General features: G+C 67.5%; 14 protein-coding genes. 11 read left to right on the top strand and 3 right to left on the bottom strand.

Annotated elements, in window-relative coordinates:
• Window positions 1-9: 9 nt before the first annotated feature.
• The gene (locus tag WC815_15050; protein MFA5910097.1) at window positions 10-282 is read right to left on the bottom strand and encodes a LemA family protein; all 273 of its coding nucleotides are present in this window, start codon (window positions 280-282) and stop codon (window positions 10-12) included.
• Between the two features lie 30 nt (window positions 283-312).
• Complete coding sequence (locus WC815_15045) at window positions 313-681, bottom strand: cupin domain-containing protein (protein ID MFA5910096.1); 369 nt, start codon at window positions 679-681, stop codon at window positions 313-315.
• Between the two features lie 62 nt (window positions 682-743).
• Between WC815_15045 and WC815_15040 the strand changes: the two genes are divergently transcribed.
• Complete coding sequence (locus WC815_15040; GenBank protein ID MFA5910095.1) at window positions 744-2,897, top strand: dehydrogenase E1 component subunit alpha/beta; 2,154 nt, start codon at window positions 744-746, stop codon at window positions 2,895-2,897.
• Window positions 2,898-2,964: 67 nt separating this feature from the next.
• Here the strand turns inward: WC815_15040 and WC815_15035 are convergent, their stop codons facing one another.
• Complete coding sequence (locus WC815_15035; protein MFA5910094.1) at window positions 2,965-3,447, bottom strand: hypothetical protein; 483 nt, start codon at window positions 3,445-3,447, stop codon at window positions 2,965-2,967.
• Here WC815_15035 and WC815_15030 point away from each other — a divergent pair.
• The 10 genes from WC815_15030 (at window position 3,437) to WC815_14985 (ending at window position 14,601) form a co-directional block, all read left to right on the top strand.
• Window positions 3,437-4,081, top strand: a complete 645-nt coding sequence (locus WC815_15030; GenBank protein MFA5910093.1) for an SGNH/GDSL hydrolase family protein — start codon at window positions 3,437-3,439, stop codon at window positions 4,079-4,081. The genes WC815_15035 and WC815_15030 overlap by 11 nt on opposite strands.
• Window positions 4,082-4,094: 13 nt before the next feature.
• On the top strand, window positions 4,095-5,012 hold the full coding sequence (locus WC815_15025) for an ABC transporter ATP-binding protein (GenBank protein ID MFA5910092.1): 918 nt from the start codon (window positions 4,095-4,097) through the stop codon (window positions 5,010-5,012).
• Window positions 5,009-5,836, top strand: a complete 828-nt coding sequence (locus tag WC815_15020) for an ABC transporter permease subunit (protein MFA5910091.1) — start codon at window positions 5,009-5,011, stop codon at window positions 5,834-5,836. Before WC815_15025 ends, WC815_15020 begins: the two co-directional genes overlap by 4 nt.
• A 66-nt stretch (window positions 5,837-5,902) precedes the next feature.
• Complete coding sequence (locus WC815_15015; GenBank protein MFA5910090.1) at window positions 5,903-6,559, top strand: TetR/AcrR family transcriptional regulator; 657 nt, start codon at window positions 5,903-5,905, stop codon at window positions 6,557-6,559.
• A 63-nt stretch (window positions 6,560-6,622) separates the two neighbouring features.
• A complete protein-coding gene (locus tag WC815_15010; GenBank protein ID MFA5910089.1) occupies window positions 6,623-8,935 on the top strand; it encodes a 3-hydroxyacyl-CoA dehydrogenase NAD-binding domain-containing protein in 2,313 nt (770 codons plus the stop codon).
• Complete coding sequence (locus WC815_15005; protein ID MFA5910088.1) at window positions 8,935-9,717, top strand: alpha/beta hydrolase; 783 nt, start codon at window positions 8,935-8,937, stop codon at window positions 9,715-9,717. Before WC815_15010 ends, WC815_15005 begins: the two co-directional genes overlap by 1 nt.
• Window positions 9,695-10,336 carry an alpha/beta family hydrolase gene (locus WC815_15000; GenBank protein MFA5910087.1) on the top strand — a complete coding sequence of 214 codons (642 nt, stop codon included), beginning with the start codon at window positions 9,695-9,697 and terminating at the stop codon, window positions 10,334-10,336. The genes WC815_15005 and WC815_15000 overlap by 23 nt, the downstream gene beginning before the upstream one ends.
• Window positions 10,337-10,345: 9 nt before the next feature.
• Window positions 10,346-11,539 (top strand): acetyl-CoA C-acyltransferase, encoded by a 1,194-nt coding sequence (locus WC815_14995; protein ID MFA5910086.1) that lies wholly within the window; start codon window positions 10,346-10,348, stop codon window positions 11,537-11,539.
• A gap of 106 nt (window positions 11,540-11,645) precedes the next feature.
• Window positions 11,646-13,436: an acyl-CoA dehydrogenase family protein gene (locus WC815_14990; protein MFA5910085.1), complete on the top strand. Its 1,791-nt coding sequence runs from the start codon at window positions 11,646-11,648 to the stop codon at window positions 13,434-13,436.
• Window positions 13,437-13,545: 109 nt separating this feature from the next.
• Window positions 13,546-14,601, top strand: coding sequence for a serine hydrolase (locus tag WC815_14985; protein MFA5910084.1), 1,056 nt, complete (start codon window positions 13,546-13,548; stop codon window positions 14,599-14,601).
• The last annotated feature ends 3 nt before the right edge of the window (window positions 14,602-14,604 follow it).

The raw sequence follows: 14,604 nt of genomic DNA, 5'->3' as shown, positions 1-14,604 counted from the left end.
AGTTGACAGTCAGGGCTTACCGGTGACGAACATCTGCGCGGGGCGGAAGCCCGCGAGCCCGGCGATGATGTTGTCGGGGAAACCCTCCAGCCGGGTATTGTAGGCGCGCGCCAGCGCGTTGTAGCGCGCGCCATCGAGGCCGGCCTCCCCCGCTTTCTCCCGCGCCTCCAGTCGCGTCCATTCGTTCAGGATTTCACGGCGCAAGCGGAGCAGTCGGCTGTGGACGGCCATGGCCCACGTCGCCACGACCGCCAGGACCGCAAGGGTGAAGAGGACGTTCATCGCTTCGCCGGCTCCGCCTAAACGCGGAGGCTACTTCTTGTCATGAAAGTAGCTGTCGGTGCCGTCCAGCCAGTCCTGCCGGATGGGGCTGAAGATGTCCATCTCGAAGGTGTCGTCGATGGCTTCGGCCTGGTGCGGCACCCATGACGGGATGTGCAGCACCTCGCCCTCACGCACCGTGATCTCTTCGCCGTTGATCACGAAGCGCAGGCCGCCCTGCAGCACGTAGGTCATCTGCTCGCTTTCATGCGAGTGCATCGGCACGAGCGCGCCGCGTTTGAGGTAGATCTGGGTGACCATTTCGCGTTCGCCGGTGATGATCTTCCGGGAAATCATTTCGGTGACCTTTTCGAGCGCGATTTCGTCCCAGCGATAGAGGCGTACGGATGGTGAAGGCATGCGTTTGGGTTCTCTTTTGGCGCAGATTATAGCATCCGCCCGGATGCTATAATTTTGCCGACATGAAGGCTTCGACGCTGGCATCCAGACCCGACGCGCGCACGGCCCAGGCCGATGGTTCGAGCGCACGCTGGGGCGGTCTCACGCGCGACGAGATGCTGCGGGCCTACCGCACCATGCTCACGTCGCGCCGGCTCGACGACAAGGAGATTCAGCTCAAGAACCAGAGCCTGATCTTCTTCCAGATCAGCGGCGCCGGGCACGAAGCCGTGCTGACGGCCGCGGGCATGCACCTGCGTCCCGCCTACGACTGGTTCTATCCCTATTACCGCGATCGCGCGCTGTGCCTGCAACTCGGCATGACCCCGCTCGAGATGCTGTTGAGCGCGGTCGGCGCCAAGGACGACCCGAATTCCGGCGGACGGCAGATGCCGTCGCACTGGGGCCACAAGGGCCTGAACATTCCCTCGCAGGGCAGCCCCACCGGCACCCAGTGCCTGCAGGCCGTCGGCGCCGGTGAAGCGGGCATGCTCTACGAGCGCATTACCGCGATCGCCGATCGCCAGGACCGCTTTCACGCCGACGAAGTGACCTACGTGTCGATCGGCGAGGGCGCGACCAGCGAAGGCGAGTTCTGGGAGTCGCTCAACACCGCCTGCACCCGCAACGTGCCCGTCCTGTTCGTCGTCGAGGACAACGGCTACGCCATCTCCGTGCCGGTCGAGGTGCAGACCCCCGGCGGCGACGTCTCGAAGCTGGTCGAGTCGTTCCCCAACCTCGAGGTGTTCCGCTGCGACGGCACCGACTTCATCGACAGCTACCGCACCTTGGGCGACGCCGTGGCGCGGGTGCGCCGCGAGCGCAAGCCGACGTTCGTGCACGCCAAGGTGATCCGGCCGTACTCGCACTCGCTGTCGGACGATGAGCGGCTCTACAAGACACCGGACGAGCGCAAGGCCGAGGCGCTGCGCGATCCGATCACCAAGATGCGCGCGTTCCTGGTCGCCGAGAAGCTCGCCACCGAGAGCGACCTGAACGACATTGCTACTTCGGTCGATCGCGAGATCGCCGAAGCGACCGACGCCGCCCTGAAGGCGCCCAAGCCGTCGGTCGACACAGCGGGATCGTTCGTGTTCTCGCCCGACGTGGATCCGACATCCGCGCAGTTCGAGACCACGGCCCAGCCCGAGGGCAAGCCCGACACGATGGTGGCGGCAATCAACCGCACCCTCAAGGACGAGATGGCGAAGAACCCGCGCATTGTCGTGTTCGGCGAAGACGTCGCCGATGCGAGCAAGGCGGCGGCGTTGTCGCAGGTGCCCGGCAAGGGCGGCGTGTTCAAGGTGACACACGGCCTGCAGAAGGTCCACGGCCAGGAGCGCGTCTTCAACTCGCCGCTCGCCGAAGCCAACATCGTCGGCCGCGCCGTCGGCATGGCCACGCGCGGCATCAAGCCGGTGGTTGAGATCCAGTTCTTCGACTACATCTGGCCGGCGATGATGCAGCTCAAGGACGAGATGTCGATGCTGCGCTACCGCTCGGGCAACAACTGGTCGTGCCCGATGGTGGTGCGCGTGCCGATCGGCGGCTACCTGCGCGGCGGCGCGCCGTACCACAGCCAGTCGGGCGTGAGCATCTTCGCGCACTGCCCGGGCATCCGCATCGTGTTCCCGAGCAACGCGGTCGACGCGGCCGGGCTGCTGCGCACGGCCATTCGCTGTGACGACCCGGTGCTCTACCTCGAGCACAAACACCTGTATCGCCAGACCTACAACAAGGGCGCCTACCCGGGCGCCGACTTCATGATTCCGTTCGGCAAGGGCGCGCTGCGGCGCGACGGCACCGACATGGTGGTGCTGACGTGGGGCGCGCTCGTGCAGCGGTCGCTGCTTGCCGCCCAGCAGGCGGAAAAAGACGGCATCAGCGTGGCGGTGTTCGACCTCCGCACGATCATGCCGTACGACTGGGCCGGCATCTCGGCGCTGGTGCGGAAGACCAACCGGGTGATCATCGCGCACGAAGACACGCTGACCTGCGGCTTCGGCGCCGAGATCGCGGCGCGCATCGGCGACGAGCTCTTCGAACACCTGGATGCGCCGGTGAAGCGCGTGGCGGCCATGGACTGCCCCGTCGCCTACTGCCCGGAACTCGAGGAAGCCATCCTGCCGCAGTCGGCGGACGTGCTGGCCGCGATCAAGGGTCTTGCGGCGTATTAGTTCGATCGCGGTCGTTCTCCTGTTGGCGACAACGGCGGCACTGGGTCACCAGGCCGCCGTTCGTCTTTCACCAGGGTGTTGCGAGGTCAGCCTGATTAGCCGGGTTACAATCAGAGGCTCGGATTAAAACGGAGATGAAGTCCTTGATATCACGGCGTCGAATCGGATTCTTACACACGTGGCTCCTGGCAGTGGTGTGCGCCACGGCGGTCGCGGGCGCATGCAGCGGCCCGACCGCGCCGACACCGACGCCGACGCCAATACCGGAGCCGACGCCGACGCCAACTCCCACACCTGACCCGCCCACGCTGACCTGCCCCGCCCCGATGACGGCAAGCACCACGTCGGCCAGCGGGACGGCCGTGACGTTTACGACACCAACCGCCAGCGGCGGCAAGGAACCCGTCGCCGTGGCGTGCACGCCCGCCTCAAGCTCAACCTTCCCGCTGGGCGCCACGACGGTCACGTGCACGGCGACCGATTCACTCAATCGCTCCGCGTCCTGCACCTTCCCGGTCACGATCAGCCGGACGCCGCAGTTGACGCTCACCAAGTTCCTGGCGTTCGGGGACAGCATTACCTCGGGCGAGGTCACCGTGCCTCTTGCCAACGCGACAGGGTTACTGGGCCTCGGCGCCGTCAAGCAGGTCCTAGTGCCTTCGGCGTCTTATCCGAGCCAGCTCTTGAACCTGATGAGGGCCCGCTACACCTTGCAGGTGCCCAGCATTACTGTCACCAACGAGGGCCTGTCCGGTGAAAAGGCGGAGAACGCGGTGGCGCGCTTTGCCCAAGTCGTGAGTGCGCAGCGACCGCAGGTCGTGCTGCTGATGCACGGCTACAACAACATCAGCAACACCTCAACGCTGACCGCGACGGCGTTGCAAGTCAATGCCATGGCGGCCGAGGGGCGCAACAGGAATGCCCGCGTCTTCATCGCCGCGCTCGCGCCCTCGCGGCAGGGCTTGCGCTCGTCGATTCCGAACTCCGCGGTCCAGGCATATAACGATCGCCTGCGTGAAGTCGCGCGGGGGGAAGGCGCGATCTTCGTCGATCTCTATGGCGCGATGATCGCCGGTGTCGAGACCTACATCGGCGGGGACGGCCTGCACCCGAACGAACTCGGCTACAAGAAGATGGCCGAGACATTTCTGGCCGCCATCCAGGCCAACCTCGAAGTGCGCTAGTCTGGTCGGCGGCATGGCCGCCGCCCTCCTCATCGCCGATCGGCTGACGCGCACGTTCGACACGCGCGTGGCCGTTCGCGACCTGAGCCTCTCGGTCGAAGCCGGCGAAGTCGTGACCTTGCTCGGCCCCAACGGCGCCGGCAAGACCACGACGATGAGGATGGTGGCGGGGTTGATTCTGCCCACCTCCGGCAGCGTCACCATCAACCAGGTCCTGATCACTTCGTCTACCGCGGATGCCGCGCGGCATGCCATTGGCCTGCTCACCGAGGCGCCCGGCCTGTGGGAGCGGCTCAGCGTGCGGATGAACCTGCTCACCTACGCGCGGCTGCAGGGGCTGCCGGACCCGGCCCGGCACGTCGATGCGGCGCTGGCGCAGGTCGGATTGTCCGACCGCGCCGCCGACCTGGCCGGCCGCCTGTCGAAGGGCTTGAAGCAGCGCGTCGCGATCGCGCGGGCCCTGATTCACCAGCCGCCGGTGGTGCTGCTGGACGAACCGACGTCCGGCCTGGATCCCGCGAGCGCGCGGCACATGCGCGACCTGATCCGGGACTTGCGCCGCGAGGGACGGGCGCTGCTGGTCTCCACCCACAATCTGGCGGAAGCCGAGGAACTCTCGGACCGCATTGCGGTGCTCAACACCAGCCTGCTGGCGCTCGACTCGCCGGCGGCCCTGCGCCGGCGCCTCTCCGGCACGCGGGTGGTGATCGAGCTTGAAGGCGACGCCTTGCCGTGGATGACCGTCCTCGACGCGATCGGCGGCGCCGCCGGTCAGGCGTCCGGGTCGCGCCTCACGATCGATCTCGCCGCCCTCGACGCCGTGCCGGATGTGGTCGCGGCGCTGGTCGGGGCCGGCGCGCGCGTGGTCCGCGTCGCCCCCGACCAACGCTCGCTCGAGGATGTCTACTTGAACCTGGTGGGGACGGCGTGACGGGCCGCGGGCTGGCGTGGCATCGCGTGCTGGCCCTGGCGCGCAAGGACGCGGCGGAACTGGCGCGGAACCCCGGCGCGATCCTGCCGGCCATCGCGATGGTGTTCGGGTCGCTGGTGCCGGCCTTCCTGGTCGTGGTCGGCGCGCCGATGATCGCCGGCGAGAGCCTGGAGCGTTCGGGCGAGTTCGCGGATGAGGCGCGGGCCGCGATCAGCGCCATCCCCGAGATCGCCCACCTGACGGGGAATGGGCTGATCCAGGCGTTCCTGTTTCACCAGTTCTCGCTGCTCCTGCTCCTGGTGCCGGTGGTGGCGGCGATGGCGCTCGCGACCCATGCGGTGATCGGGGAGAAGCAGTCGAAGGCGCTCGAACCCCTGCTGGCGACGCCGCTGACCACGGTGGAACTGCTGGCGGCGAAAACGCTGACGCCATTCGTGTTCGCGCTGGCGCTCAGCTGGGCGGCAACGCTCCTCTACATCGCGGGCATCGTGCTGGTCGCGGAACCCGGCGTGTGGCAGAGCATCCTGGGCCCGCGGTCGTTCCTGATGTTCGTGGTGCTCGGCCCGCTCGTCGAGCTGGCGGCGCTGCAGCTGTCGGTGATCGTGTCGGCGCGCGCCAACGACCCGCGGTCGGCCCAGCAGCTGGCGTCGCTGCTGATCCTGCCGATCACGGTGGTCTTCGTCGCGCAGCTGATGGGCGCCTACATCATCGGCCCGGCCGCCATCCTGCTTGGCGCGCTCGGCTGCGCCGTCCTGAATGCCATCCTGCTGTGGGTGGGGGTCCAGGTGTTCGCCCGGGAAACCATCCTCATGCGCTGGAAGTAGGGACGTGATTGACTTCCGCGGGACCGCCGACCAAAATGAATGAATGTTCATTCATCGAGGGGCGCGGTGGCGGTAGCGGCCCGGCGGCTGGCCGCGGTCAAGCCGGCCGGCGCCGGCCTCGACAAGCGCGACCTCATCCTGCGCGCGGCGACCCGGGTGTTCGCGCAGAACGGCTACTTCCAGTCGCAGGTGGCCGACGTCGCCCGGGTGGCGGGCGTCGCGGCGGGGACCGTCTACCTCTACTTCGAGGGCAAGGACGACCTGCTGGTGTCGATCTTCGAGCGATCGATGGGCGAAGTGATCGGCGAAGGCCGCGCCGCGCTCGAGGGCGTTGCCGATCCGGCGGAACGCCTCCGGCGCATCGCCCGCCTGCACCTCGGCCGGCTCGGCCGCGACAAGCATCTCGCCGTGGTCTTCCAGGTCGAACTGCGGCAGTCGGTGAAGTTCATGGAGCGCTTCTCCGCCACCTTCCTCCAGGACTACCTGAAGCTGATCCGCGATACGATTGCCGATGGGCAGCACAGCGGCGGGTTTCGCAAAGGCATCAGCCCCACCACCGCTGCCAAGATCTTCTTCGGCGCACTCGACGAGATGGCCACCAACTGGATGCTCAGCCGTCGCAAGTACGACCTGTCGGCTGAGGCCGATGCGGTCGTGGATCTGTTCATCAACGGCATCGGCCGCCGACCTGTCCACCGTAGCGCGGAGCGCGAAGGTGGATGACGCCGTCACCCCAGGGCCGCAGATGACACAGATTACACAGATCAGGATCAAAGGGCTTACAGGATGATTGCCATCAACTCTGTCACCGTGCTCGGCGCCGGCACTATGGGCGCGCAGATCGCGCTGCACTGCGCCAACGCCGGCATCCCGGTGCTGCTGCTGGACCTCACCGCCGATGTGGCGCGACAGGGCCTGGAGAAGGCGCGCAAGCTGAAGCCGGATCCGCAGTTCACGCCCGACGCCTACCGGCTGGTCACCACCGGCGGCTTCGACACCGACCTGGATGCCGTTGGCAAGACCGACTGGATCATGGAAGCGGTGATCGAGCGGCTCGACATCAAGCAGCAGCTGCTGGCCCGCGTTGACGAGAAGCGCCGTCCCGGCTCGATCGTCAGCACCAACACCTCGGGCATTCCGATCGCCGCGCTCGCCGAAGGCCGCTCGGACGACTTCCGCCGGCACTGGATCGGCACCCACTTCTTCAATCCGCCGCGCTATCTGCGGCTGCTCGAGATCATCCCGACCGCCGAGACCGACCCGGCAGTGGTGGCGGCGGTCACCCGGTTCGGCGATCACATGCTCGGCAAGGGCGTGGTGGTGGCGAAAGACACGCCCAACTTCATCGGCAACCACATCGCGCTCTACGGCGTGGCGCGCACGCTCGACGTGCTGGCCACCGGCCGCTACACCATTGAAGAGATCGACGCCATCACCGGCCCGGCGCTTGGGCGTCCGGGCAGCGCGACGTTCCGGACCATGGACATCGCCGGCATCGACGTGCTCGCGCACGTGTTGCGCAACCTCCACGAGCGGCTCCCCAACCAGGCGGACCGCGCCGCCTTCGCGGTGGCGCCCCTGGTCGAGCAATTGATTGCGCGCGGGCAGCTCGGCGAGAAAACCGGCAAGGGCTTCTACGAGCGGCGCAAGAACGCGGCCGGGGAATCCGAGATCTGGACGCTCGATCCGGCCACCCTCGAGTATCGGGCGAAGCAGTCGGTGCGCATCCCGTCGATCGAAGCCGGCAAGTCGAACGACGACCTGGCCGAGCGCGTGCGCACCCTCTTCAACTCGAAAGACAAGGCGGGCGAGTTCCTGCGCGCCACCCTGGCGCCGGCGCTGATCTACACCGCGCGCGTCACCCCGGAGATTGCCCACTCGATCGATGACGTGGACCGCGTGATGCGGTGGGGGTTCGGCTGGGACCTCGGGCCCTTCGAGTTGTTCGACGTGATCGGGGTGCGCGAGGTGTTGGCCGCCGCCGAAGCGGTGGGTGGACACGCGATGATCGGCGGCGTGCCGCCGCTGGTGGCCGACCTGCTCGCGGGCGGCCTCACCCGCTTCCGTGACGGCCTGGTGAAGCCGGCGGCCGCGGACCTGCAGATCCTGCGGACCGCCAGGGAACAGGGCCGCGTGATCAAGAAGAACGCCGGCGCCAGCCTCGTCGACCTCGGCGACGGCGTGATCGCGGTCGAGTTCCACTCGAAGATGAACGCGATCGGCGCCGACACGGTGCAGATGCTGCACGCCGGCGTCAAGGAAGCCGCGAAGGGCGGAGTGGCGCTGGTGGTCGGCAACGACGCGCCGAACTTCTCCGCCGGCGCCAACCTGATGCTGGTGCTGCTCGAGGCCCAGGAAGGCAACTGGGACGAACTCGACCTGATGATTCGCGGGTTCCAGCAGGCCACCTTGGCGCTGCGCTACAGCCCGGTGCCGGTGGTCGCGGCGCCCGCGGGCCTCACGCTCGGCGGCGGCACCGAGATCGCGCTGCACGCCGACCGCGTGCAGGCGGCCGCCGAAACCTACATGGGGCTCGTGGAGGCAGGCGTCGGCCTCATCCCCGGCGGCGGCGGCACGAAAGAGATGACCGTGCGCGCCATGGCGGAGCTGCCCACGCCGCAGAGCGATCCGCTGCCCTACATCCAGAAGGCGTTTGAAACCGTGGCGCTCGCGAAGGTTTCGGCCAGCGGTCCCGACGCCCTGCGCATCGGCTACCTGTCGCCGACCGACGGCTTCTCGATGAACCGCGAACGCCTGATGGCCGACGCCAAGGCCAAGGCTCTCGAACGCGTGCGCGAGGGCTATCACGTGCCGGCGCCACGCACCGCGATACCCGTGGGCGGCGAGTCGGTGACCGCCGCGCTGAACCTCGGCGTGCACCTGGCCTGGCGGGCAGGACGCGCGAGCGATCACGATGCCCTGATCGGCCGCAAGCTCGCGCACATCTTTGGCGGCGGCAACCTGCCCCACGCGACCACCGTCACCGAGCAGTACTTGCTGGATCTCGAGCGCGAGGCGTTCATGAGCCTGCTCGGCGAGCGCAAGACGCTGGAGCGCATCCAGCACACCCTCAAGACCGGCAAGCCGCTGAGGAACTGATGATCGACGTCGGTTCCGGTTCGCCCATCGTCCTCATTCCCGGCCTCCAGGGCCGGTGGGAATGGATGCGTCCGGCCGTCGCGGCGCTGGCGAAGCACCACCGCGTGATTTCGTTTTCCCTGTGTGACGAGCGGAGCAGTCCGTTCCCGTGCGACCCGGCGAAGGCGTTCGACAACTACGTGACTCAGGTCGCCTCGGCCCTGGACCGGGCGGGGTTGTCCAGGGCGGCCATTGTCGGCGTGTCGTATGGCGGGTTGATCGCGGCGGAGTTCAGCGCCCGGCATCCAGAACGCGTGTCGGCGCTCGTGCTGGCCTCGGCGCTGCACAGCGGGTGGCAGCCGGACGGTCAGCAGCAACGCTACCTGAACTCGCCGCGGCTGATGAGCCCGCTGTTCGCGGTGACCGCGCCGGCGCGGATGAGCCCGGAAGTGGCGGCCGCCTTTCCCGGGATGGGTGCGCGGCTGCGGTTCATGGCCGGCCAGGGCGCCCGCATCGCGATGGCGCCGGCGTCGCCCACGCGCATGGCCAGGCGCGTCGCCTGGGCATCGGCCCACGCGTTTGCGGACCCGCGCGGCATCACGGCGCGCGCACTCGTGATGACCGGTGAGGCGGGCCTGGACAAGGTGGTGCCGGTCAAGGTCACCGAGCAGTACATGAAGGAACTTCAATCGGCGCAACGCGTCGTGCTCGAGCGGACCGGTCACATCGGCCTGGTGACGCGGCCCCACACGTTCGCGGAGATTCTTGGAAGGTTTGTTGATGGCACCCGAATTCCTGCGTGAGATTCCCGGACCCAGTGGTCCGCTGGAGGCGTTGCTGGATCTGCCCGAGGGCGAGCCGCGAGCGGTGGCGGTGTTCGGCCATCCGCATCCCCTGCACGGTGGAACCATGCACACCAAGGCGCTCTACCAGGCGGCCAAGGCCATGCCGCGGATCGGCGTTGCCGCCTTGCGCTTCAACTTCCGCGGGGTCGGGAGCAGCGCCGGCACGTTCGACTCCGGCGAGGGCGAGAAGGCGGACTTCACGGCGGCGATCGATTTCGTGGCCGGGCGCTTTCCCGGCCTCCCGGTGTGGGCCGCCGGCATGTCGTTCGGCTCCTGGATTGCGATGACCGTCGGCGCCGAGGATCCGCGGGTGTCGCTGCTGCTGGGCATTGCGCCGCCGGTTGACCGCTACGACTTCGACGTGCTCCGCACGTGCCCGCTGCCGAAGTTCTTCGTCCACGGCGAAGACGACGAGCTTATTTCCATCAAAGAGGTGCGCAGGTTCTACGGCCAGATTCCCGAGCCGAAGGAAATGATCACCATCGAAGACGCCAACCACCTGTTCGAGATGAAAACGTCACTGGTCGGCGACGCGGTCGAAGGCCTGCTGGCCGACGTCGCCACGCCGGTGAAATAGGAAGACACCATGCAGGATGCCGTCATCGTTTCCGCCGTTCGCACCGCCGTTGGCAAGGCGCCCAAGGGCACCCTCAGCGTGATGCGCCCCGACGAAATGGCCGCCGCCGCCATCACCGGCGCGCTCGCCCGCGTCCCCGGCCTCGAGGCCTCGTCCATAGACGATGTGATCCTGGGGTGCGCGATGCCGGAGGGCGAGCAGGGGCTGAACGTGGCGCGCATCGCCAGCCTGCGCGCCGGCCTGCCGGTGGAAGCCTCGGCCGTGACCGTGAACCGCTTCTGCTCGTCCGGCCTCCAGGCCATTGCCTACGGTGCCGAGCGCATCATGCTCGGCTACGGGCAGGCGGCCGTCGCCGGCGGCACCGAGTCGATGAGCATGGTGCCGATGGGCGGCAACAAGGTGTCGCCCAATCCGGCGCTGGTGGCCAGTTACCCCGATGTGTATCTCAGCACCGGCCTGGTCGCCGAGAACCATGCCCGTGAGTCGAAGGTGTCGCGCGAAGCGCAGGATCAGTTCGCGCTCCGGAGCCATCAGCGTGCCATCGCCGCCATCGAAGCGGGCCGCTTCAAGGACGAGATCGTGCCGCTGACGGTGCGCATCGTGGATGGTCCCGGTAATGTGGCATCCGGCTTTAGCCGGATGAAGATCCGCGAGGTCACCTTCGACACCGACGAAGGCCCCCGGCGCGACACCTCGATCGAGGCCCTGGCCAGGCTCAGGCCGGCGTTCCACGTCAGCGGCACGGTGACCGCGGGCAACTCGTCGCAGATGAGCGACGGCGCCTCCGTCGTGATCGTGACGTCGGCGGCGCTGGCCAGGGAGCGCGGCCTCACGCCGCTGGCGCGGTTCGTCGGCTTCGCCACCGCGGGCGTGAAGCCCGAACTCTTTGGCATCGGCCCGGTCCCGGCGATCCGCAAGGTGTTGAAGCTGACGGGCCTGACGCTCGACCAGATCGACCTGATCGAGTTGAACGAGGCGTTCGCATCGCAGTCGCTGGCGTGCATGAACGAGCTGGGACTCGACCCCGACAAGGTCAACGTGAATGGCGGCGCGATCGCGCTGGGGCATCCGCTCGGCTGCACCGGCGGCAAGCTGACGGCCACCGTGATTCACGAGTTGCACCGCCGCAAGGCGCGCTATGGAATGGTGACGATGTGCGTGGGCGGCGGCATGGGCGCGGCGGGGATATTCGAACGAATGTAGGTCCGCCTGAAGGCGGACACCACATTGGCACTGCAAGATGTAGCGTCCGCCTTTAGGCGGACCAACGTAGCGTCCGGCTGTGGCCGGACCACTGGGGAGACACAACATGGCAAGCGCAACGACGAGCGAGACGAGACCCAAGGGCGGTTCGTGGCTGGTGGAAGAGACGGTCCCGGCCTCGGTCATGACTCCCGAGAAGCTCACCGAGGAGCACCAGCTGATTCGGCAGGCGGCGGCGGAGTTCATCGCCGGCGAGGTGATGCCCGCCAATGAACGGCTCGAGCAGAAGGACTGGGCGCTGCAGCGCGAGCTGATCAAGAAGTGCGGCAGCCTGGGCCTGTTCGGCACCAACATTCCAGAGGCCTACGGCGGCGTCGACCTCGACAAGATCTCGACGCTGGTGGTGTCTGAAGAACTGGCCAGCCATGCGTCGTTTGGCGCCACCTTTGGCGCCCAGGCCAACCTCACCATCCTGCCGATCTACATGTTCGGCACCGAGGCGCAGAAGCAGAAGTACCTGCCCGGGCTCATCTCCGGCGAGGTCGCCGGGGCCTACTGCCTGAGCGAATCCGGCTCCGGTTCAGACGCGATGGGGGCGAAGACCCGGGCAATGAAGCAGGCCGACGGCAGCTTCATCATGTCCGGCGAGAAGATGTGGATCACCAACGGCGGCTTCGCCGACGTCTTCATCGTGTTCGCCAAGGTCGACGGCGAGCACTTCACCGCCTTCATCGTCGAGAAGAAGTGGGCGGGCGTCTCGAGTGGCAAGGAAGAGCACAAGCTGGGCCTCCACGGCTCCTCGACGACCCCGGTGATCCTGCAGGACGTGAAGGTCCCGGCCGACGCGGTACTGGGCGAGATCGGCAAGGGCCACAAGGTGGCGTTCAACGTGCTGAACTTCGGCCGCTTCAAGCTGGGCGCCATGTGCTCGGGCGGCGGCAAGGCGGCGTTGGGCGAAGCCGTGAAGTACGCCTCGTCACGCAAGCAGTTCGGCGTCGCCATCGCCACCTTTGGCGCCATCAAGCACAAGCTGGGCGAGATGACGGCGCGCCAGTACGCGCTGGAAAGCATGATGTACCGCACCGCCGGCCTGATCGATCAGCGGATTGCGACGGCGCCCGACAAGAAGGCCGACGACCCGGCGCCGCTGCTGCAGGCGCTCGAGGAGTTCGCGGTCGAATCGTCGATTGCGAAGGTGCTCGGCAGCGAGACGGTGGACTACATCATCGACGAGAACCTCCAGATCCACGGCGGCAACGGGTTCGTGCGCGACTACCCGGCCGAGGGCCACTACCGGGATGCGCGCGTCAACCGCATCTTCGAGGGCACCAACGAGATCAACCGCCTGCTCATCCCCGGCATGCTGATGAAGAAGGCGCTCAAGGGCGAGCTGCCGCTGCTGGCCGCGGCCAAGCAGTTACAGGACGAGATCATGAGCCCGTCGATGGCGATGCCGGAAGAGTCAGACGCCCCGCTGGCCGACGAAGCGCGCGCCTGCGGCGTCTTCAAGAAAGTGGTGCTGCTGGTCGCGGGCACCGCCATGCAGAAGTACGGCATGAAGCTCGAACAGGAACAGGAAGTCTTGAGCTACCTGGCCGACATCCTGATCGACGCCTACACCGCCGAAAGCGCCGTTCTGCGCGCGCAGGACGCGGCGGCCGGCAAGGCCGCGAACGCCGATGCCCACGCCGATGCCGCGCGCATCACCACCAACGAAGCGGCCGGCCGCATCGAGCTGGCCGCGCGCAGCTGCCTGGCGGCGATGGCGGAGGGCGACACGCTGCGGACGCAGCTGGCCGCCCTGCGGCGCCTGATGAAGGTCACGCCGGCGAACACGGTCATGATGCGCCGCCGGCTGGCCGATGCGTCTGTGGCAAAGGGCGGCTATATCTTCTGATACTCGCAGGGAACAGCCGCAGATCAGAGACGGATAATCTGCGTCAAATCTGCGGCTGTCCTTATCAGTGGCCTTTGACGCCGCACCGCTCAACAGTTACTGTCGCGTCATGCGTCTGATGATGTTGAGCCTGGTTGCCCTGGCCCTCCTGGCCGGTCAACCCGCCGCGCAATCGCGAACCCTGCAGTCGCTACTCGATGCCGAACTCGCCGGCTTCCCCGCGACCACGGGTGTCTACGTCAAACACCTCACGACGGGCGAAGCGGCTGGCGTTCGCGCGGAGCAGGACTTCAGCACGGCGAGCGTCATCAAGCTGACCTTCATGGTTCGCGCCTACCAGATGGCCGACCGCGCACAGCTGGACCTCGACGAGCGCATCACCCTGACGCGCGCGCACCTGCGGCATGGCACCGGCGTGTTCCAGTATCACGACGCCGGCCTGCAGCCGACGCTCCGCGACGCCATCACCGAGATGATCATCACCAGCGACAACACCGCCACCGACATCGTCCTGATGAAGATCGGCGGGCCTGCTGCGGTGACGAAGTGGCTGGTGGAAGGCGGCTACCCGCGCCTCGCCTCATACGGCCGCCCGCACGACTACCGGCGCGACCTGCTGACGATGATCGATCCGGCGTTTGCCAACCTGACGGCCGAAGAGACCAGCGGGCTGATGTACGCGTCGGACCGCAACCCGCTGTTCGCGCGCTACGGCGACCTGTTCACGGGGCCGCGGGCGAAGTGGATCGACACGGTCCGCGACCCGGCCATCCGCCAGCGCCTTGCCCGCGAGCGCGACCAGCGCACGTCGACCGATCGCAAGTTCTGGCTGGGCAGCATGACGCCGACAGACACCGCCCGGCTGATCGAGAGCATCGAGCGCGGCACCGCCGCGTCGAAGGCGAGCTGCGACGCCATGCTGCAGACGCTGCGGCGCCAGCAGCTGGGCGCGCGCAGGCTCCCCCACTTCATCGACGTGCCGGTGGCGCACAAGACCGGCGATGGCGGAACCATCGCCAACGACGTCGGCGTCATCTACGCCCGCTCGGGGCCGGTCGTGGTGGCGTTCTTCGCGAACAGCGTGACGGGGTCGTACGCCGAAGCGGAAGATCGCATCGGACGCCTGGGCGAGCGGCTGGTCCGCTACTTCGACGCGGGCAAGTAACCC

The organism is Vicinamibacterales bacterium, from assembly GCA_041659285.1.
GTDB lineage: Bacteria > Acidobacteriota > Vicinamibacteria > Vicinamibacterales > UBA2999 > 12-FULL-67-14b.
The sequence above is the reverse complement of the archived record's forward strand: the minus strand, read 5'-3'. Positions and strand labels throughout refer to the sequence as shown.

What these genes read in the sequence shown, in the direction of transcription:
- WC815_15025 (MFA5910092.1), top strand. Translation starts at nt 4,095, where the DNA reads ATGGCCGCCGCCCTCCTCATCGCCGATCGGCTGACGCGCACGTTCGAC.
- WC815_15005 (MFA5910088.1), top strand. Translation starts at nt 8,935, where the DNA reads ATGATCGACGTCGGTTCCGGTTCGCCCATCGTCCTCATTCCCGGCCTC.
- WC815_14985 (MFA5910084.1), top strand. Translation starts at nt 13,546, where the DNA reads ATGCGTCTGATGATGTTGAGCCTGGTTGCCCTGGCCCTCCTGGCCGGT.
- WC815_15040 (MFA5910095.1), top strand. Translation starts at nt 744, where the DNA reads ATGAAGGCTTCGACGCTGGCATCCAGACCCGACGCGCGCACGGCCCAG.
- WC815_15010 (MFA5910089.1), top strand. Translation starts at nt 6,623, where the DNA reads ATGATTGCCATCAACTCTGTCACCGTGCTCGGCGCCGGCACTATGGGC.
- WC815_14990 (MFA5910085.1), top strand. Translation starts at nt 11,646, where the DNA reads ATGGCAAGCGCAACGACGAGCGAGACGAGACCCAAGGGCGGTTCGTGG.
- WC815_14995 (MFA5910086.1), top strand. Translation starts at nt 10,346, where the DNA reads ATGCAGGATGCCGTCATCGTTTCCGCCGTTCGCACCGCCGTTGGCAAG.
- WC815_15000 (MFA5910087.1), top strand. Translation starts at nt 9,695, where the DNA reads ATGGCACCCGAATTCCTGCGTGAGATTCCCGGACCCAGTGGTCCGCTG.
- WC815_15045 (MFA5910096.1), bottom strand. Translation starts at nt 681, where the DNA reads ATGCCTTCACCATCCGTACGCCTCTATCGCTGGGACGAAATCGCGCTC.
- WC815_15050 (MFA5910097.1), bottom strand. Translation starts at nt 282, where the DNA reads ATGAACGTCCTCTTCACCCTTGCGGTCCTGGCGGTCGTGGCGACGTGG.